The 19,477-nt window shown below is 64.2% G+C and carries 19 protein-coding genes and 1 tRNA gene; 11 read left to right on the top strand and 9 right to left on the bottom strand.

Going from position 1 to position 19,477, the window contains the following annotated elements:
• Nucleotides 1-486, top strand: a 486-nt coding sequence (locus K2Y56_RS04940) for a GNAT family N-acetyltransferase (protein ID WP_366848278.1), incomplete at its 5' end; no start/stop codon positions are given.
• Between the two features lie 3 nt (nt 487-489).
• Here the strand turns inward: K2Y56_RS04940 and arsB are convergent.
• From arsB to K2Y56_RS04960, 4 genes are read right to left on the bottom strand one after another with little or no spacing between them, the layout of a single operon-like run.
• Nucleotides 490-1,542, bottom strand: a complete 1,053-nt coding sequence (gene arsB, locus K2Y56_RS04945) for an ACR3 family arsenite efflux transporter (RefSeq protein ID WP_292505720.1) — start codon at nt 1,540-1,542, stop codon at nt 490-492.
• Nucleotides 1,543-1,551: 9 nt separating this feature from the next.
• On the bottom strand, nt 1,552-1,977 hold the full coding sequence (gene arsC / locus K2Y56_RS04950) for an arsenate reductase (glutaredoxin) (protein ID WP_292505722.1): 426 nt from the start codon (nt 1,975-1,977) through the stop codon (nt 1,552-1,554).
• A complete protein-coding gene (locus K2Y56_RS04955; RefSeq protein ID WP_292505724.1) occupies nt 1,977-2,504 on the bottom strand; it encodes an arsenate reductase ArsC in 528 nt (175 codons plus the stop codon). Before K2Y56_RS04955 ends, arsC begins: the two co-directional genes overlap by 1 nt.
• The gene (locus tag K2Y56_RS04960) at nt 2,497-2,856 is read right to left on the bottom strand and encodes a metalloregulator ArsR/SmtB family transcription factor (protein WP_292505726.1); all 360 of its coding nucleotides are present in this window, start codon (nt 2,854-2,856) and stop codon (nt 2,497-2,499) included. The genes K2Y56_RS04955 and K2Y56_RS04960 overlap by 8 nt, the downstream gene beginning before the upstream one ends.
• Before the next feature lie 50 nt (nt 2,857-2,906).
• Between K2Y56_RS04960 and arsH the strand changes: the two genes are divergently transcribed.
• Complete coding sequence (arsH, locus tag K2Y56_RS04965) at nt 2,907-3,635, top strand: arsenical resistance protein ArsH (RefSeq protein ID WP_292505728.1); 729 nt, start codon at nt 2,907-2,909, stop codon at nt 3,633-3,635.
• A gap of 36 nt (nt 3,636-3,671) precedes the next feature.
• On the opposite strand, the gene K2Y56_RS04970 is transcribed toward arsH, so the two are convergent.
• Nucleotides 3,672-5,861 (bottom strand): TonB-dependent siderophore receptor, encoded by a 2,190-nt coding sequence (locus K2Y56_RS04970; RefSeq protein WP_292505730.1) that lies wholly within the window; start codon nt 5,859-5,861, stop codon nt 3,672-3,674.
• A gap of 436 nt (nt 5,862-6,297) precedes the next feature.
• Between K2Y56_RS04970 and purB the strand changes: the two genes are divergently transcribed.
• From purB to K2Y56_RS04995, 5 genes are all read left to right on the top strand, one after another.
• Nucleotides 6,298-7,605: an adenylosuccinate lyase gene (purB, locus tag K2Y56_RS04975; RefSeq protein WP_292505733.1), complete on the top strand. Its 1,308-nt coding sequence runs from the start codon at nt 6,298-6,300 to the stop codon at nt 7,603-7,605.
• A gap of 51 nt (nt 7,606-7,656) precedes the next feature.
• Complete coding sequence (locus K2Y56_RS04980) at nt 7,657-8,517, top strand: D-amino-acid transaminase (RefSeq protein ID WP_292505735.1); 861 nt, start codon at nt 7,657-7,659, stop codon at nt 8,515-8,517.
• A gap of 71 nt (nt 8,518-8,588) precedes the next feature.
• Nucleotides 8,589-8,927, top strand: a complete 339-nt coding sequence (locus K2Y56_RS04985; protein ID WP_292505736.1) for a hypothetical protein — start codon at nt 8,589-8,591, stop codon at nt 8,925-8,927.
• A gap of 237 nt (nt 8,928-9,164) precedes the next feature.
• A complete protein-coding gene (locus tag K2Y56_RS04990) occupies nt 9,165-10,457 on the top strand; it encodes an adenylosuccinate synthase (protein WP_292505738.1) in 1,293 nt (430 codons plus the stop codon).
• 106 nt (nt 10,458-10,563) lie between these two features.
• Nucleotides 10,564-11,904, top strand: a complete 1,341-nt coding sequence (locus K2Y56_RS04995) for a histidine kinase (RefSeq protein WP_292505740.1) — start codon at nt 10,564-10,566, stop codon at nt 11,902-11,904.
• Nucleotides 11,905-11,954: 50 nt separating this feature from the next.
• Here the strand turns inward: K2Y56_RS04995 and rpoH are convergent, their stop codons facing one another.
• On the bottom strand, nt 11,955-12,842 hold the full coding sequence (rpoH, locus tag K2Y56_RS05000; protein WP_292505742.1) for an RNA polymerase sigma factor RpoH: 888 nt from the start codon (nt 12,840-12,842) through the stop codon (nt 11,955-11,957).
• A 259-nt stretch (nt 12,843-13,101) separates the two neighbouring features.
• Nucleotides 13,102-14,145: an RluA family pseudouridine synthase gene (locus K2Y56_RS05005; RefSeq protein ID WP_292505744.1), complete on the bottom strand. Its 1,044-nt coding sequence runs from the start codon at nt 14,143-14,145 to the stop codon at nt 13,102-13,104.
• A gap of 103 nt (nt 14,146-14,248) precedes the next feature.
• Between K2Y56_RS05005 and K2Y56_RS05010 the strand changes: the two genes are divergently transcribed.
• Nucleotides 14,249-14,323, top strand: a tRNA-Glu gene (locus tag K2Y56_RS05010).
• Nucleotides 14,324-14,781: 458 nt separating this feature from the next.
• On the opposite strand, the gene K2Y56_RS05015 is transcribed toward K2Y56_RS05010, so the two are convergent.
• On the bottom strand, nt 14,782-15,036 hold the full coding sequence (locus tag K2Y56_RS05015; RefSeq protein WP_292505745.1) for a hypothetical protein: 255 nt from the start codon (nt 15,034-15,036) through the stop codon (nt 14,782-14,784).
• A 95-nt stretch (nt 15,037-15,131) separates the two neighbouring features.
• Between K2Y56_RS05015 and K2Y56_RS05020 the strand changes: the two genes are divergently transcribed.
• Entirely contained in the window at nt 15,132-16,106 is a 975-nt protein-coding gene (locus tag K2Y56_RS05020; RefSeq protein WP_292505747.1) for a LysR family transcriptional regulator, read from the top strand.
• Here the strand turns inward: K2Y56_RS05020 and K2Y56_RS05025 are convergent.
• A complete protein-coding gene (locus K2Y56_RS05025) occupies nt 16,059-17,804 on the bottom strand; it encodes a DUF3369 domain-containing protein (protein WP_292505749.1) in 1,746 nt (581 codons plus the stop codon). The two genes, K2Y56_RS05020 and K2Y56_RS05025, sit on opposite strands and share 48 nt — an antisense overlap.
• A gap of 403 nt (nt 17,805-18,207) precedes the next feature.
• On the opposite strand from K2Y56_RS05025, the gene K2Y56_RS05030 reads away from it, so the two are divergent.
• Together K2Y56_RS05030 and K2Y56_RS05035 are read left to right on the top strand one after the other, a co-directional pair.
• On the top strand, nt 18,208-18,942 hold the full coding sequence (locus K2Y56_RS05030; RefSeq protein ID WP_292505750.1) for a response regulator: 735 nt from the start codon (nt 18,208-18,210) through the stop codon (nt 18,940-18,942).
• Nucleotides 18,943-19,092: 150 nt separating this feature from the next.
• A complete protein-coding gene (locus K2Y56_RS05035) occupies nt 19,093-19,425 on the top strand; it encodes a hypothetical protein (RefSeq protein ID WP_292505752.1) in 333 nt (110 codons plus the stop codon).
• The last annotated feature ends 52 nt before the right edge of the window (nt 19,426-19,477 follow it).

Raw genomic sequence — 19,477 nt, forward strand, 5'->3', positions numbered from 1 at the left:
ATCCTGCAGCGGAACGGCGACCTCGTCGGCAATCCCGAGCCTAACCGCCCCTCCTCCGAGCAGTACACCCTGTTCCGGCGTTACCTCGACGCGCGGCACGGCGATGGCGGCATGGTCGACATGACCGTGCTCGACTACGCCATGATGATCGAGGACAGCCACGTCGACACCCATCTCGTGGCCTATCGGCGGCGCGGGCCCGATACGGCGATCAACGGCCGCGGGACCGGCGCGCCCGTTGCGCTCTGCCTCACGGACGTGCTCTCGGACGGGCTGTCGATGGTCTATTCGTTTTACGATCCCGCCGAGGCCGCTCGCTCTCTCGGCACTTACATGATCCTCGACCATATCCGTCGCGCAGCGGCACTCGGCCTGCCGTATCTCTACCTTGGCTACTGGGTCGAGGGCTCGCGCAAGATGGACTACAAGGCCCGCTTCAAGCCGCAGGAGCGGCTGTTCGGGCCTGGCTGGCAGCGGGTCGAGTAGGCCTTACTCAGCCGGCTTCACCGCAGGCCGCGCAGCGCCGCGCTCGTACCAGCCCTGGCTCCGGTTCACGATCCACACCACGGTGAGCATCACCGGCACCTCGATCAGCACGCCGACCACCGTGGCCAAAGCCGCGCCCGAGTGGAAGCCGAACAGGCTGATGGCGGCGGCGACCGCGAGCTCGAAGAAGTTAGACGCCCCGATGAGGGCCGACGGCCCGGCGACGCAATGCTCCTCGCCGGCCATCCGGTTGAGGAGATAGGCAAGCCCCGCATTGAAGTAGACCTGGATCAGGATCGGGACCGCGAGGAGCGCGATGATCATCGGCTGAGCGATGATCTGCTCGCCCTGGAAGCCGAACAGCAGGACCAGGGTGGCGAGCAGCGCCACCAGCGAGACCGGGCCGAGGGTCTTCAGGAACCTGTCGAGGGCGGCGCTGCCGCCGGATGCGAGCAGCAGCGTCCTGACGACCTGCGCGATGATCACCGGGATGACGATGTAGAGCGCCACCGACAGCATCAGCGTCGCCCAGGGCACGGTGATCGCCGACAGGCCGAGAAGGAGCCCGACGATGGGCGCGAAGGCGACGATCATGATCGCGTCGTTGAGCGCGACCTGGCTCAGGGTGAAATGCGGCTCGCCGCGGGTGAGATTCGACCAGACGAACACCATCGCTGTGCAGGGCGCCGCCGCAAGGATGATCAGCCCGGCGATGTAGCTGTCGATCTGGTCGGCAGGCAGGTACGGCCGGAACAGCATGCCGATGAAGAGCCAGCCGAGCAGCGCCATCGAGAACGGTTTCACCGCCCAGTTGATGAACAGCGTCACACCGATGCCGCGCCAGTGCCGACCGACATGGCGCAGCGAGGCGAAGTCGATCTTGAGCAGCATCGGGATGACCATCAGCCAGATCAGCACCGCCACGGGCAGGTTGACCTTGGCGATCTCGGCCTCGCCGACAGCGTGGAAGAAACCCGGCATGACGTGGCCCAGCGCGATGCCGGCGACGATGCAGAGGGCGACCCAGAGGGTGAGGTAGCGTTCGAAGGTGGACATCGGATCTCCTCAGGCGTCCGTGACGCGCCGGCCGTGCTCGTCGACGACGCGCTCGCCGTCTTCCTTGGTGAAGGCCGCGCGCTGAGCCGGCAGAAGATCGAGAACCTGCTCGGAGGGCCGGCACAGGCGTACGCCTTCGGGCGATACCACCAGCGGCCGGTTCAACAGGACGGGATGAGCTTCGATCGCGTCGAGAAGGTCGTCGTCGGTGAGAGACGGGTCGGCGAGGCCGAGTTCCGCGTATGGCGTGCCCTTCTCCCGCAGCAGATCGCGAATCGTGAGACCCGCCCGCAGGGCCAGACCGCGCACCATGGCGCGGCTCGGCGGCGTCTTCAGGTATTCGACTACGTGCGGCTCGATGCCGGCGTTGCGGATCATTTCGAGCGTGTTGCGCGAGGTTCCGCAGGCCGGGTTGTGGTAGATGACGACATCCATCACGCGACCTCGGGGCGAGGTGAGGTGGCGCCGGCCATCTGGCCGATCTCGCGCACCTTGGCGGAGAGAGCGAAAGTGTCGAGGCTAGTGATCGGAAGCGAAACGAATGCTCCGATCCGGTTCTTGAGATAGCGTTGGGCCGTGACGAAGGCGCGCTTGCGCTCCATTTCCGATCCCTCCGCCGCGGCAGGGTCCTCGATGCCCCAGTGGGCGGTCACCGGCTGTCCGGGCCAGTACGGACAGGCTTCGCCTGCCGCGCTGTCACAGACCGTGAAGACGAAATCCATCACGGGCGCATCGGATGTTGCGAACTCGTCCCACGATTTCGAGCGCAGACCCTCTATCGGATGATCGCTCTCGCGCATGACCTGCAGGGCAAGCGGGTTCGGCTCGCCCTTGGGCTGGCTGCCGGCCGAGAAAGCCCGGAAGCGGCCCCTGCCCTCCTTGTTGAGCATGGCTTCCGCGAGAATCGAGCGGGCCGAGTTCCCAGTGCAGAGAAACAGGACGTTGTAGATGCGCTCAGACATGAATGATGTCTCCTGTAGGCGGGCAGCAGGGAGCGAGCGACGCCACCGCGGGAGCGCAGACCTCCGGATGCCCCTGGCAGCAATCGCGCATGAGGAACTGGATCAAGCCCGACAGGGCCGCGAAGTCGGCCTTGTAGATCACCGACTTGCCCTCCCGCCGTGACCGGATCAGGCCGGCATGGGAAAGCTCCTTCAGATGGAAGGACAGATTGTTGCCCGGCACGCCGACGGTCGTGCCGAGAACGCCGGCGGCGAGGCCATTCGGCCCTGCGGTGACGAGCGCGCGCACGATGCGCAGGCGATGCTCCTGGCCGAGGGCCGAAAAGGCGGAGAGGGCTTGCGATTCGTCCATCGTTCGATCAACATATCAACACTCGTTGAAACGTAGAGGAATGTAGCGTCTTGGACAAGCCCCAACCGCTGTTCACCGATGGATTGCCCAACCTCGTCGAACCAGTCTTCGCAGATCCGGAGATGGACCGCCTGCGGCCGTCACCGCCTGCTCACGCGCCTCGGTTTCTGATTCTTTACGGTTCGCTGCGCGAGCGCTCCTTCAGCCGGTTACTGGCCTTCGAGGCGGCCCGCCTGCTCGAGCGGATGGGCGGCGAGGTTCGTCTCTTTCACGCGCAGGGCCTGCCGCTGCCCGACGATGCCACGGCGGACCATCCCAAGGTTCAGGAGCTGCGCGCCCTCTCGCTCTGGTCGGAGGGGCATGTCTGGGTCAGCCCGGAGCGCCACGGCGCGATGACCGGCGTGATGAAGAGCCAGATCGACTGGCTGCCGCTCAGCGAGGGCTCGGTGCGGCCGACGCAGGGGCGGACGCTCGCGGTGATGCAGGTCTCGGGCGGCTCGCAGAGCTTCAACGCGGTGAACAACCTGCGCGTCCTCGGGCGCTGGATGCGGATGATCACCATCCCCAACCAATCCTCGGTGCCGATGGCCTTCAAGGAATTCGACGACGAGGGCCGGATGAAGCCGGGGCCGCTCTACGACCGGGTTGTCGACGTCTGCGAGGAGCTGATGAAGTTCACGCTCCTTACCCGCGGCTGCGCCGATTATCTCGTCGACCGCTACAGCGAGCGCAAGGAGCGGGAGCCCGAGATCTGGAAGGTGGTCGGCGAGCACCTGTGAGGCGGCGGGCTTTACGGGGCTCGCCGCTCCGTTGGATCAGAAGTTTGCCACGACCTGGAACCGGATCAGCCGCGGCGCGCCGGGCGTAATGTTGTTGTTGCCATTGGCGGTGGCGATGTATTTTCTGTCCAACAGGTTCTCGATGTTCACCTGCGCGCGCACCGTATCACTGACTCGGTAGAAAATCCCGAGATCGAAGCGTGAGAAGCCCGGCAGCCGCACGGCGTTGTCGGACGAGGCGTAGGTGTGCGTCTGGTTGATGAAGCCGACGCCGACCGAGAGTTCACTCGTGAGATCGAACTTGTTCCAGAGCGTAAAGGTGTTGAGTGGAACAAGCCCGACCGTATTTCCCGTCCGGACGGTGGTGGAGAGATTGTTGGCGATGCGCGCGTCCGTGAAGGCATAGCCGCCCGCGATCTGCCACCAGTCAGCGACATAGCCGTTGGCGCCGATTTCGGCTCCTTGGGTATTCGTCTGTCCCGACAGGATGAAGAAGCCTGGATTGTTCGGGTCGGCAAGGCGCTGGTTCGTCCTGTCGAGGTTGAACAGGGCGCCGGTCACCTGCAGAGTCGGTGTGACGTCGTATTTCACGCCGACCTCGGAGTTCACGAACTTCTCCGGCTCGGCGAGCGCGAGGCCTTGGCTCAATGTACTGAATTGATCGCCAGCGCTCGGAAGATGCGAAACGCTGTAGCTGCCATAGAGGGCGAGATTTTCCATCGGCTTCAGGACGAGGCCGGCGCGCGGCGAGATGAGGTCGTCGATCCGGCTCTGAACAATACCGGTCGTCCGGTTGCGAGCAGAGAAATCGAAACGGTCGTAGCGAAACCCGGCGATAATCTGGACATGCTCGCCGATTTCAATCTGGTCCTGGAGGTAGAGCGCAGCGAGACCAAGCCCGTAGGCGCTGTTAGCATCTGACGTTCGGTTATTTCGAAAGGTCACAGGCGCGCGGGAGACGGAGCCGAAAGGACTGATGGCAAGAGAGCCCGTCCGATTGGTGAATAACCCGGACTCGCGGAATGAGGTCCCATCCTGATACCCGAGCTCAACACCAGCAAGGAGTGTGTGCTTTAGAGGGCCGGTGGAAAATCTGTAATTGAAGTCATTCTGGCTGAAATAATTTCTTCGGTGTCCTTCCGTATTATAGGCGGACAGATTGAAGCTCGTTCCGCTGCTGTTTACTGCCCCGCCGGGAAAGACGTTCTGATAGAACTTTGTATAATCAGCAAATCTCAAAGTATTGCGCATCGTAACGCCTGATTCGAACGTATGGTCGAGCAAAGCGGTCGCGATATGTGCGTCGACTCGACTATAGCTTTCGAAGGGGTTTCCGAAATAAGTTGAAGTATTCTCGCGGTAGCGATAGGGACGACCGAACTGTGAGGGAATGCCGCGATCGGTGATGCGATCATCGTGGAAGTATTCATATGCCAGCTTCAAGGTCGTCGCTGGCCCAATCAGAAAGGACATCGTCGGATTGATGCCGTAGCGCCGAATATCGACGAAGTTGCGATAGGTGTCGGAATCTTCGAACATGCCGTTGAAGCGGAAGGCGGCACCATCACCGATCTTGTCGCCGACATCCATGGCGACTCGCTTGTTCCAGTACTGACCGCCCTGAAGGGTGAGTTCGCGGGTCGGGATTCCATCCGCTTCCTTGAGCACGCGGTTGATGATGCCGCCCCCGCCCCCGCGGCCGAAGATCATGGCGTTCGGGCCCTTCAATATTTCGATGCGCTGTACGTTGTAGAGATCCCGAAAATACTGGACGTCGTCGCGCACCCCATCGACGAAAAAATCGGCGTTCGAGCGCTGACCGCGGATGACAACCTCGTCGCGGTTGCCTTCGCCTTGGCTCGGGATCGCACCCGGGACGTAGCGGATTGCTTCACTGATGCTTTGAAATCCTTGATCGCGGATCTGCTGCTGTGTCACCACGGTGACAGCCTGCGGCACATCGATCAACGGCGTGTCGGTTCTCGTACCGGTGCGTGTCTTTTTCGTCAGGTACCCGACGGTCGCACCCCGAGTGCCTTCGACGCTGAGCTGGTTGAGGCTCACGGATTCAAGAGCCTCAGGCGACTGTATCGGCCGAGCCATGGCGTGACCGGCGCATAACACCACGGCGCTTGCAGCAAATATTGCATTCAGGTGATCTGACGAACCATAATTCATTTTCGTGCGCCTGCCATCATGGAATTGTGTGAAGCCGTCAGTCGACATTGAATTGCCGCGGCGTCAGAGCTCCTACTCCGGCAGAAAACATATTCAATACTGTTGCGCGTTTGATGAATAAAAACACATTCGAAATATTATAACTTTGATTAGAGATAGAGATTTAACTTGTGCTGTCGAAAGACGAATTGTGAATTGAATATTGACCGTAATTTTTCTGAACGGCTTCGGATGGCTGTGAATTGTTGCTGCAATGACACATCGAAGCCGTAGGCGTCGGGTTGAGTTTGAGCAGGATGGTGCTCCGTGCTAGGCGGCCGGACGAGATGTGGACTCAAGTCCTGCGCAGACCTTCGGCGCGACATCGGTTGGTTGCCACGATCGGGTTGTTCCGACTCGTCGGCGTCCACCTCATCCTCTCGCGAGCTGCTTACTGCGCGTGGTAGACGGCTTGGCCTCTGAACCGCTGACCCCGAGACACCGCATGATCCCTCGCTACAGCCGCCCGGAGATGACCGCGATCTGGTCTCCGGAGACCCGCTTCCGCATCTGGTTCGAGATCGAGGCGCACGCGACCTCGGCCCTGGCAGAGATCGGCGTCGTGCCGAAGGAAGCCGCCGACATCGTCTGGGAGAAAGGCCGGGAGGCGGTGTTCGACGTCGCGCGCATCGACGAGATCGAGGCGGTGACGAAGCACGACGTCATCGCGTTCCTCACCCATCTCGCCGAGATCGTCGGGCCCGAAGCGCGCTTCGTCCACCAGGGCATGACCTCGTCCGACGTCCTCGACACCTGCCTCAACGTGCAACTCGTGCGCGCCGCCGACATCCTCACCAAGGACGTCGACGCCCTGCTCGCCGCGATCAAGCGACGGGCCTTCGAGCACAAGCTGACGCCGACCATCGGGCGCTCGCACGGCATTCATGCCGAGCCCGTCACCTTCGGGCTCAAGCTCGCCCAGGCCTATGCCGAGTTCGAGCGCAACCGCGCCCGCCTCGTCGCGGCGCGCGAAGAGGTCGCCACCTGCGCGATCTCGGGCGCGGTCGGGACCTTCGCCAATATCGACCCGCGCGTGGAGGTCTACGTCGCCAAGGCGATGGGGCTCAGCCCGGAGCCGGTCTCGACCCAGGTCATCCCGCGCGACCGCCACGCGATGTTCTTCGCGACGCTCGGCGTGGTGGCGAGCTCCGTCGAGCGCCTCTCCATCGAGATACGCCACCTGCAGCGCACGGAGGTGCTGGAGGCGGAGGAGTTCTTCTCGGAGGGCCAGAAGGGCTCGTCCGCCATGCCCCACAAGCGCAATCCGGTGCTCACCGAGAACCTGACCGGCCTTGCTCGCATGGTGCGGTCCTTCGCGCTGCCCGCAATGGAGAACGTGGCGCTCTGGCACGAGCGCGACATCTCGCATTCCTCGGTGGAGCGCATGATCGGGCCCGACGCCACGATCACCCTCGACTTCGCCCTCGCCCGCCTCACCGGCGTCGTCGACAAGCTGCTGATCTATCCCGAGCAGATGCGACGCAACCTCGACAGGCTCGGCGGCCTCGTCCACTCGCAGAGGGTGCTGCTGGCGCTCACCCAGGGAGGCAGCTCGCGCGAGGACGCCTACCGTCTCGTCCAGCGCAACGCGATGCCGGTCTGGCGCGGCGAGGGCGAGTTCCTGGCGCTGCTCAAGGCCGATCCGGAGGTCAACGCCGTGCTGAAGCCGGAGGAGATCGAAGCCTGCTTCGATCTCGGCTATCATTTCAAGCATGTCGACACGATCTTCGAGCGGGTATTCGGCGCCGCCTGAGGGCGCGCGATTCCTGCTTCAGCTCCGTGTCCCGCCTATGAGGATCGCACCGTGTCCCAAGCCCGCATCGTCTACCTGAACGGCGAGTTCCTCCCCTTCGAAGCGGCCAAGGTCTCGGTGATGGACCGCGGCTTCCTGTTCGCGGACGGGATCTACGAGGTCTCGGCGGTCCTGAACAAGACGCTCGTCGACAACGAGGCCCATCTTGCCCGCCTCGACCGCTCGCTCGGCGAGATCGGCATCCGCAACCCGCATACGCAGGAGGAATGGGTCGGGCTGCAGGAAGGCCTTGTCCAGCGCAACGGGCTCACCGAGGGCCTCGTCTACATGCAGGTGACGCGCGGCGTCTTCGAGCGCGACTTCGCCTTCCCGCCGCAGGACACGGCGCCGACGGTGATGATGTTCACGCAGGCGAAGGCCATCGCGAACAATCCGCTCGCCGAGCGCGGCGCCAAGGTCGTCACCGTGCCGGACATCCGCTGGAAGCGGCGCGACATCAAGTCGGTGGCGTTGCTGGCGCAGGTCCTGGCGAAGCAGGAGGCGGCCAAGGCGGGCGTCGCCGAGGCCTGGATGGTCGAGGACGGCTACGTGACCGAGGGCTCGTCCTCGACGGCCTTCATCATCTCGGGCACGACGATCGTCACCCGACCGCTCTCGACGGCGCTCCTGCCAGGCATCACGCGGCTTTCGGTGATGCGCCTTGCCCGCGAGGAGGGGCTGAGGGTGGAGGAGCGGCTGTTCAGCGTTGCGGAAGCGACGGCCGCCGACGAAGCCTTCTACACCAGCGCCTCGTCCTTCGTGATGCCGGTCGTCGCCATCGACGGAAAGACCATCGGCGGCGGCGAGCCGGGGCGCCTGACGCGGCGCCTGCGGGGGCTCTATCTCGACATGGCGGGTGCGCCGGCCGCCTAGCGAGGCATTACGGAACAGGAACCTCGACGGGATCGGGCGGTTTCCTCCCCCGAGATCATCGAGGAGGCCCCATGTCGAGCTTGACCCGTGTCGCGACCCTGCTCCTCGCCGGTTTGATGAGCAGTGCCGCCTTGGCGCAATCGCCCGACGCGCCTCTCAGAGGCCGCGATACAGATCCGGCCTTGCCTCCACCGAACCAGACGATCCCGGACAAGATCCGCCCCGAATCCGGGGAAAGGTCAGATGCCACAGGCTCTACCCTGAGCGATCGCCTCGAGAAGAACGATGGCGTCATCAAGCCTCCCGGCAACGCGGCGCCCGGGATGGTCGTCACGCCGCCCGATCCGAATCCAGGCTCCATGCCGGTGATCAAGCCCAATCAGCTCCCTGGCAGTGGCGACGCCAAATAACCTTGGCGACACAAGGATCTGGGTCGGCTGTGAGGGTCGCCTGGGCGCCGGAGTGGCAACGACCCTCGCCCGCAGACCGGTCCGGGCTTCTCCCGCTCAGGTGCAGGAGACTGGCACCTCCGACCTCCGTGGGGCTTGCTTGCAATCCACGGTCAGATCGTCGAATAACCGCTTAACGAACCCCGGACCTGATCCGGGGTTTTTCGCGTGGGCTGCGTCAGGACAGGTTTGCAAGGGATGGCGAACGTCGTCGTCGTAGGCGCCCAGTGGGGCGACGAAGGCAAGGGTAAGATCGTCGACTGGCTCTCTGAGCAGGCCGATGTGGTGGTGCGATTCCAGGGCGGTCACAATGCCGGCCATACCTTGGTCATCGACGGGGTGACCTACAAGCTCGCTCTCCTGCCCTCGGGCGTCGTCAGGGGCGGCAAGCTCTCCGTCATCGGCAACGGCGTGGTCGTTGATCCCTGGCATCTGGTGGATGAGATCGCACGGCTCCAGGCGCAAGGCGTGGAGATCAGTCCGGCGACCTTACGCATCGCCGACAACGCGACGCTGATCCTGCCGCTCCACCGCGAGCTCGACCATTTCCGCGAAACCTCGGCGCCTGGCCTGAAGATCGGAACGACGAAGCGCGGCATCGGACCGGCCTACGAGGACAAGGTCGGACGCCGCGCCATTCGGGTCGTCGATCTTGCCGACGAGACGACGCTGCCGGCCAAGATCGAACGGGTGCTCGCTCACCACAATGCCCTGCGGCGCGGCCTCGGGATCGACGAGGTCGATGCGGACGGCCTCCTCACGGAGCTGAAGGCCATCGCGCCGACGATCTTGCCTTATGCCGACGCGGTTTGGGCTCTCCTCGACGAGCAGCGGCGCTCGGGCAAGCGGATCCTGTTCGAGGGTGCGCAGGGCGCCTTGCTCGACGTCGACCACGGCACCTATCCGTTCGTCACTTCGTCCAACATCGTCGCGGCCCAGGCGGCGACAGGCTCGGGCATGGGGCCGTCATCGATCGGCTACGTACTCGGCATCGCCAAGGCCTATACGACGCGGGTCGGCGAAGGCCCCTTCCCTACCGAGCTGCACGATGAAATCGGCGAGACGATCGGCCGAAAGGGTCGCGAGTTCGGCGTCAATACCGGCCGCAAGCGGCGTTGTGGTTGGTTCGACGCAGTCCTCGTCCGGCAGACCGTCAAGACGTCAGGGATCGACGGCATCGCTTTGACCAAGCTCGACATTCTCGACGGTTTCGAGACGATAAAGGTCTGTACCGGCTATCGCCTCGGCTCCGAGATCCTCGACCACCTGCCCGCCAACCAGGCGGCGCAGGGACAGGTGCAGCCGATCTACGAGGTGATCGAGGGCTGGTCGGGGACTACCGCCGAGGCTCGCTCCTGGGCAGACCTCCCTGCTCAGGCGATCAAGTATGTCCGCCGGATCGAGGAGCTGATCGGCGCGCCGGTGGCGCTGCTCTCGACCTCGCCCGAGCGCGACGACACCATTCTGATGCACAACCCATTCGAGGACTAGCCGGCCACTCGCCGCGCCGGCTCCCGAGCCAAGGCGGCGAGCGCGCCGGATGTAGGGCCGTGCAGGGATCCCCCGCCCGGTCGGAAGAAAGGCGGACACAAGGCAGATGGCCGATTACTATCCGTTGCTGGCCCGCGCCCTCGATGCGCTGCCCGAGCGCAGCGAAGAGCTGCGAAAGGCGGTCTACGACCGTGCCCGAGCCGCCCTCATGGGGCAGCTGCGCTCGATCTTGCCGGCGCTCTCCGAGGCCGACATCAATCGCGAGCGGGATGCCCTTGAGGCGGCAATCAACAGGTTGGAGGCCGATCAGGGCGGGTTGCCGCTGCCGGCGGGACTGGCTCCCGAGCCCGTGCCGCCAGCATCGACTGTGCCGCTCGAGGCGGTTCCCGAACCTGAACCTGTGCTGCCGCCGGCTCCGCCGCCCCCACCCATCCCCTTCGAGCAGGTCAAGCCGCCCGAGCCGTCGACTCCCGTAATTCCGCTCACGCCGCGAGTCGAGAGACCGAAAGCCGTTACCGAACCAGAGATCTTGGTAAAGCCAGCCGGAGATTCCGGATCGTCGGAGGACGCACCCGACGTTCAGGTCGACTCGGCGAACCAGCGCCAGCGCCCGCGTATCGACGTCGTGGCGCCGAGGCGCAGCAATGTCCGGCTCCTGCGCAACGTCTTCGTCGGCAGTGTGCTTGCCATCGTGATCGGCCTCATTGCGACGGCAGCCTACCTCCTGCGCGACAAGCCAGCGGATTTGCAGCCGGTGGCGGGGGCAAACCAGTCCGCCCCGACGGACGGCGCGGAGGCAAAGTACGCCAATCGCCTCGGCGGCGAGACGCCGGCGCCCGAGCGGACCACTCCGCCCGCCACCCCTCTGAACCCGCCTGCAGCAGTGCCGGCTCAGCCGGAGGTTGCCATCTCCCAACGCGCTGTGCTCATTGAGGAGACCCCAAACGGTGCACCCCGCGTAACCCAGGGTCGCGCCGTCTGGCGCCTTGACGCTGTGAGCGGAGAACGTGGTCAGCCGCTTGAGACGGCTGTCCACGCCACCGTCGAGTTCGCCGAAGCCGGGCTCACCCTCTCGCTGACCCTGCGCCGCAACCTCGATGCGACCCTTCCGGCTTCGCACACCATCGAGCTCGCCTTCTCCAACAATGCAGAGGCGGGCGCGGCCCGCGCCGTCCAGGACGTCGGCCTGCTGCAAGCCAAGGACGAGGAGAACGCGCGCGGTTCACCGCTTTCCGGCTTGCCGGTCCGCGTCCGAGAGAACCTGTTCCTGATCGGACTGTCGTCGCTGACCAACGATGTCGAGCGCAACACCGAGCTTCTGCTGCAGAAGAACTGGTTCGATCTCGCCTTGAAGTACGCAGCCGGGCCGCGGGCTGTCATCACCTTCGACAAGGGGTCGAGCGGATTACAGGTGATGCAGAACGCCTTCGCCCAATGGCGCTCCTGACGGCTCCGACGGGCTGATCCGCCAGATCAGTCCGTCGCTCTTCACCCGGCTCAGTTCACGAGGGCGCGCGGCGCTTCGCGGCTGGCGAGGTTGCGCTTGACGGCGTCCTGGATCTTCTCGAAGGCGCGCACCTCGATCTGGCGAACGCGCTCTCGCGATACCCCGAACTCTCCGGAAAGGTCTTCGAGGGTGATCGGATCGTCGGCGAGCCGGCGCGCCTCGAAGATGCGCCGCTCGCGGGGGTTCAGGACCGACAACGCATCGCGCAGCGCCGAAAGGCGATTCTGACCCTCTTCCTCGCGTGCCAGCACCGTCTCCTGGCTCGGGCTGTTGTCGACGAGCCAATCCTGCCACTCGCCCTCGCCCTCCTCGCGCAGAGGTGCGTTCAGCGACGTGTCGCCGGACAGCCGGCGGTTCATGTCGATCACGTCCTGCTCGGGCACGCCGAGCTTCGTCGCGATCTGCGCCACCTGGTCGGGCTTGAGATCGCCCTCATCGAGGGCCGAGATCTTGCCCTTCGCCTTTCGCAGGTTGAAGAACAGCTTCTTCTGGTTGGCGGTGGTGCCCATCTTCACGAGCGACCAGGAGCGTAGGATATATTCCTGGATCGCCGCCTTGATCCACCACATGGCATAGGTGGCGAGGCGGAAGCCTTTGTCGGGCTCGAACCTCTTCACCGCCTGCATCAGGCCGACATTGCCCTCGGAAACGACCTCTCCGATCGGCAGACCATAGCCGCGATAGCCCATGGCGATCTTCGCGACGAGGCGCAGGTGGGATGTCACGAGGCGATGGGCTGCCTCCCGGTCGCCGCTCTCGCGCCAATTCTTGGCGAGAACGAACTCCTCGTTCGGCTCCAGCATCGGAAATTTGCGGATCTCATCGAGATATCGCGAGAGGCCGCCTTCGTTGGCCAGCACGGGCAAAGCGCCTGCCATGGTCTCAACCCTCCATCACAGTCCCCCGGATCGGGCAGACTTCTAGGGAGCACGACACCGCTCCCATTGAGCCGGCAACGCGCGACCCCATCTCTAATGGGTAACCGAGCGCACCGGTAGCCGGTTCACGATAGGAACCGACCCATCAACGCGTCTGATCGCCTGATGGCCTTTGGTGACACGATTGGTCGCGGCGGTGAGTGCGGTTTCGCACTGAGGCGGATATCACTTGACCGCTGCTCGTCGGCAACAACCTGGCCTAGTCCTCGTCCTCCAGTGCCGTCAGAAGGGTCGCGAGTTCGGGCGGGAGCGGGCTCTCGAACTGCAGATGTTCGCCTGTCCGTGGATGCGCGAAGCCGAGTAGCGTCGCATGCAGGGCCTGACGGCCAAGCCCGTCGACGATCGTCCGCGCGCCGGGGCTCAACCGCGTCGCTTTCGTCTTGAAGGCACCGCCATAGACGGCATCACCGAGAAGCGGGTGCCCGCGATGGCTGAGATGCACCCGGATCTGGTGCGTCCGTCCGGTTTCCAACTCGCAGCGGACCAGCGAGACGGGCGTTGTCGAACCGATCACACGCTCGACCCGGTAATGCGTGATCGCCTCGCGTCCGAGCCCGGCCCTCACGACAGCGATCTTCTCGCGATTGCGTTGGCTGCGCGCGAGGGGCGCGTCGATCGTGCCGATCCGAGGCTCCGGCACGCCCCAGACGAAGGCGAGGTAAGCTCGCTCGAGCGGGCCGGTCCGCCCATGGTCGGCGAACTGGGCCGAAAGGCCCTGATGCGCCGTGTCGTTCTTTGCCACCACGAGCAGACCGCTCGTATCCTTGTCGAGGCGATGGACGATGCCGGGGCGGCGTACACCGCCGATACCTGAGAGGCTCTCGCCGCAATGTGCGATGAGCCCGTTGACCAGCGTTCCGGCATCGTGGCCGGGGGCGGGGTGGACCACGAGGCCGGCGGGCTTGTCGATGACGACGAGGTCGTCGTCCTCATGGACGATCGCCAGATCAACATCCTCTGCCAGTGGCTCGGCCGCGACTGCGGGAGGAATGTTCACATCGAGAACGGCTCCCGGCCCGACGCGGGCGGAGGGATCGGCGACCGCAAGTCCGTCGCGCCGGACCTGGCCGGCTCTGACAAGGTCCTGCAATCTGGACCGCGAGAACTCCGGCAAGGCCTGAGCCAGGACACGGTCGAGCCTATCCGTTTCCGCCTCGCCGTCCCTGACGACACGCCGGACATTCGCTTCGAGTTCGACCGCAGGCGTCGCCCCGTCGATCACGCCTGCACCGCGTTTTTCCACCCGTCAGCCCTTGCTCCACAACGCCGGTCTCGCTATAGCAACGCCCTCCGAAGGCAAGGCCATTGCTTTCGGAACAAGCGTCGGTGCCAAGAAGCTCGACCCCGCGCCCATCGTCTAGCGGTTAGGACAGGTCCCTCTCACGGATCAGACCGGGGTTCGATTCCCCGTGGGCGCGCCATCATCACGCTCAGTCTATGCTCGTGCGGAAACCGATCTCAATCGGCACCTTTTCGATTGCCGGAGATCCGCCTCGGTGGAACACGGCTCAGCGTGCTGACGAGCAACCTGATCCGCGGCCGACACGGCGCCTCCTATTTTTGCGCGGGCCTCGTCCAGGCCGATGCCGGCACCGTTCACCCCCAAGGCGGCGGGAGCGCGCAAGTTCGGCACGACGCTGCTGTAGTTTCAACGGGCGGACCTCATGGCACGTCCGCATCTTTGCCCCCTGAGGGAGGCGGGCAGGGTCGAGGACCACCACCCGTCTGGTTTCTGGACATCGGCACTGCCGGCAGTTGCAGCATCAGAGCGGCAGCTTCTGCCCGGAAGGTCCCGCCCCACTCTGTGCTGGCGGCAATAGGCTTCCTGCGTTGCCGGCAATGCCCGATTATGGGCGGCACTCAAAAGTTCGCGCCATCTTCAGAAGGTTTGCGCGGCAGCGCTGACCTGCACGACAGGAATCCTGATCCACTGAGCGGCTCCAGCGCTCGCGAAGCCGCCCTGGCGTTGGACCTGCGCCCCATTGGTGGCGCGGCCAAGCGTCTCCAGCGTCATGGCGCCCACGGTCTTGGCTCCATAAACGGCCACAGGCTCGGCGGCACGGACGGTCGCGGTTCCCAGCGTGGCGAACGCGAGGACAGCGGCAGCGGAAAGAGAGATCGAATACGTGGACATCGGCTCATCCTCGAAGGGTGCGGCGAGAATCTCGTCGCTTCGTGATGCTGAATGTGCTCAGTGAGGCGTCATGAATCAAATGGATTGGCTTCATAATGCGCATCGACCACGTGCATCTTTCCAAGCTCGACCTCAACCTCCTCGTCGCACTCGATGCCTTGCTGACGGAGCGGAGCGTGACGAGGGCCGCCGGTCGGATCGGCATCAGTCAGTCCGCGATGAGCCACGCGCTGGGACGGCTGCGCACGACCTTCTCCGACGAATTGCTGACGCGTGCTCCGGATGGCATGCGCCCGACGCCCCGCGCCCTCGCTCTCATCGAGCCGATGCAGGCGGCGCTGTCTCAGATCCAGGCCATCACGGCCCTACCGGCAGCGTTCGACCCCGCCACCGCCGACGTGACCTTCTCGCTCGGCATCCCGGATTCCACCGAAATCCTCCTGATGCCCAGCCTCGTCGCCCACCTGCGCTCGATCGCGCCGGGCGTGAAGCTGATCCTGCACACCGTCGATCGGCATCGCATCCTCGATGATCTCGACAGCGGACGGGTCGACCTCGGCATCGGCATCTTCGAGCAGGGGCAGACGCATCATAAGCGCCGCATCCTCAACAAGGAGACCTACCTCTGCGTCTTCAATGCGGAGCTGATCGGAGTGACCCCACCGATTTCGCTCGATGACTACGTGCGGTTGCCGCACGTGCTGACGAGCCTCGTCGAGAGCGCCCACGGCGTGGTCGACGATGCGCTCGCCAAGATCGGCAGGACGCGGGTCATCGCACTGACCTCGCCGAGGTTTACCATCATGCCCTTCGTCGTGCGTCAGGCTCCGGTGATCGCCACGATGCATTCTCGGCTCGCGCGCTTCTTCGGCGACGCGATGGGCCTTGCCGTGAGTCCCGCGCCGATCGCATTGCCCGATGTCTCGATCTCGATGATCTGGCATGCGTCCAACGACCAGGTGCCGGGTCAACGTTGGTTGCGAGACACGATCGTGGCCCTCCGCCACGCTGAGCATCGAGCGTCAGATCAGGCCGACCGACATCTTTGGGAACCGCATCAGAAAGGTTGAGCCCGTCCCCACGCCCGCGCTGTGAGCCTCGGCGCGACCACCGTGCAGTTCGACGATGCGTTTGACGATCGAGAGACCGAGACCGGTCGAGCTCTCGCCGCCGGTCGGCTTGGTCGAGAGGCGCTGATATCGTCCGAACAGCCGAGATGCGTCCTCGGGCGATAGACCTGGGCCTTGGTCGGTAATGGCACAGATGATGTCGGTCCCGTCGTCCGTCACGGACAAGGCAATGGCACCGCCGACTTGACTGTACTTCACCGCATTCGACACTAGGTTATCGATCGCCTCCCGCAACCGCTCATTGTCGCCGCAGATATAGACCGGTTCCGGCGCCCGTACTTCGAGGCTTTGTTCCTTGGTTTCGACGAGCGGCCGGTTCGCGTCGCAGACCTCGAGGGCCAGCGTGCTCAGATCGATGGGCTCCCGGCGCAAGGTGATATCGAGGGCATCGTTCATGGCATCGGCCATCAGGCTGTTGATCATGCCGATCAGCCGCTTGGTGGAGTTGCTGATGGCGTCGACCTGCGCACGCATCTGGGTTGTCGGCGCAACCTCGACGTTGATCATGTCCGTGAGCATCTCGGCTCGTCCAAGGATCACCGCGAGCGGGTTTTTGAGATCATGCGCGATAGTGCCCATGATCTCCGTCTTGAGGGTATTGGCTCGCCTAAGGTCCGAGCGCTGGATGTCGAGGCGGCGGTTGGCGCGGATCAACTCGGCCGTTCGCTCGACGACCCGCTGCTCGAGGGCGACATTGGCGCGCTGAAGCTTCTCGTAGAGGATGACGTTGTCGAACGCGATCGACAGGCGGCTCGTGAACAGGGCGATCAGCGACTGGTCGGTTTGCGAGAGAGACCGGTCGGCCTCGATCAGCGCTACGATTTCGCTACCGCTCGAGGTTCGGACGTACAGCGTCGAGCGATGCGAGCCGAAGCAATGCGTCCGATCCTTGAAGGTCTTCTCGACGAGCGGGTGGACATCGGCGTCGAGCGGCCAAGCCGGCGCCCGTTCGACGTAGTGGCCGTAACAGCCTGAGCCCGCGAGCACGCAGAAGCGGTCGTCGGACGCATCGGTCTCGCGCAGCACCAGGATGCCGGCGCATTCGACGTTCAGGAGCGACCCGACCTGTGTCAGCACCCCCTCAGCCAGCCGCTGCATCGACTTATGGTCGAGGAGCATGGGTGCTGCGTCGATGATGATCTCGAGGCCACGCCTCGTTTCGTCGAGGCGCTTGAGTTGCTGATAGGCGCGGAGCGCGGCCGTCAAGCTGGTGAAGAGCTTGTCGGCCGTCAGCTCGGTCTTCGCCTTGTAATCGTTGATGTCGTAATCGACGATCACGCGCCGCTCGGGTGCCTGGCCGGGCTGCCCGGTTCGAAGGATGATGCGGGTGGTTTCATTCTTCAGCGTTCTGCGGATGTAATCGACGAGTTCGAGCCCTGCATCGTCGGTCTCCATGACCACGTCGAGCAGGACGACGGCGACGTCGTGCCGGCTCGCCAGGAGCGTTCGCGCCTCGGCCGCCGAAAAGGCCGACAGGATCTCCAGATCACGCCCGCCGAGTTCGTAGCCCGAGAGTGCGTAGCGGGTGCCCTCGTGGACGGCCGGGTCGTCATCGATCACCGCAATGGTCAAGGTGCCGACCCGCTCGGCTGCGCTCGGCACATCGTCTGAGATCAGAATGATATCGTCGTCGATCATGTCCGACCCTGTCGGCTGCGCGAAGAGCCGCAAGGCATCCTGTCGTCGTGACGATGCCCCCAACGCGCGGCGGAATCCATCGGAGTTACAATGCGCTCGTCGTTAAAATTAATCTGTGCGAAGCTTCGGTGAAATCGAGGATGGGTAAGATTTTGAGGTGCCATCGACTTCCCCAGGTCTTCTGTTTCCGCCCCTTTCCGTATCCCGATGGAGCGGATACGTACAAGATGCCGAGAACGACAAAGCCGGCTCCAGCCGCCTCAGACAGAATAGTCATGAGATCAGTCTTCGATGTAGCACATGGCGGAGGGTCGCCGCTTTTTCGCCGTCCCGACTCGTGGATCGTCTCCATGAGCGAGATTTGCGCCCGTTCGTTGGCCGGGTGACGCGAATGAGTCCTGGAATGGCCCGCGTAGCCGTCGTCGACGACGAGGCCGATGCCCGCGAGATGGTTGGCGACTACCTGCGAATGCACGGGTTCGAGGTGGTCCTCTGCGACGGAGGACAGGCCCTCCGTGCTCAGATCGCTCATTCCATGCCGGACCTCGTCGTCCTAGACCTCAACATGCCCGCGGAGGACGGGCTCTCGATCGTCCGAGATCTCAAGGCGCGCTCGTCCATCCCCATCATCATGCTGACCGCGACGGCGAGCCCGATCGATCGGGTCGTCGGACTTGAACTCGGTGCGGACGATTATCTCCCCAAGCCTTGCGAACTTCGTGAACTCGTCGCCCGCGTGCGCTCGGTTCTCCGGCGCGCACAGGGGCTCGCCGCGCAGCCTCCGATTCGCGAGGGTCCTCAGGCAGCAGCGAATAACGCTCGATCGCATGGCGTGCGGATCGGGACGAAGTGGCTCGAATTCGACGCGCTGCGCCTCAGGAACGATGAGGGCGTCGAGCAGGCGCTCACGCGCTCCGAATTCGATCTGCTCAAGGCCTTTGCCGACCATCCCAATCGTGCCTTGTCGCGCGAGCGGCTGCTCGACCTCGCCGATGCCCGCGACCCCGAGGCTTTCGACCGCGCCATCGACGTGCGAATCAACCGAATTCGCAAGAAGATCGAGCCGGATCCCGCCAATCCCCGCTACATCCAAACCGTACGCGGCCTCGGTTATGTCTTCAGACCCGACGGAGATTGAAGCCCGGCACCGAAATGTTTCGTTCGATGTCGTTGCAAGAAACATTCGACCCGGTAACCGGCTATCCGATGACGGGCGAAGCAAAACCCAGGTTATGAGCACGCTCTACTCCAGGCCTCCGGAACGGCGCCAAGCGCCAGGGGAGGCAGCATGCGCAACCTCATCACTCTCGTGGCCGTCAGCGCCGCGCTTTCAGCGAGCATCCTGACGGGTCTCGCCTCGGCCGACGTGCCGACGGTTGCGGCGAGCCGTCCGGTAGGGCCTTTCGCTGAGACCGCGCCGGCGATCCTTCCGGGGACGGCCTCGAACCAACCCTTAGTAGAAACGGCGATCTCGTGTTCGCTCAGCGCCTGGTCCCAAGCGGACGGCTTCTGTGTCACGCATCGGATCGACGCCGGTCCGGTATCCGCTCGCCGCGTAAGGATCATCCGGCTCGACGCTGCCTTTTCGGCCGGAAGTGCCGCCCGCCCTCTGCAGCGCTGAGAGGAGAGCGGAATGCCCTATTTCGCAAAGGATGTCCTCTCGGGTGACCAAA

The sequence above is a fragment of the Methylobacterium sp. genome, assembly GCF_019745455.1.
Lineage (GTDB): Bacteria > Pseudomonadota > Alphaproteobacteria > Rhizobiales > Beijerinckiaceae > Methylobacterium.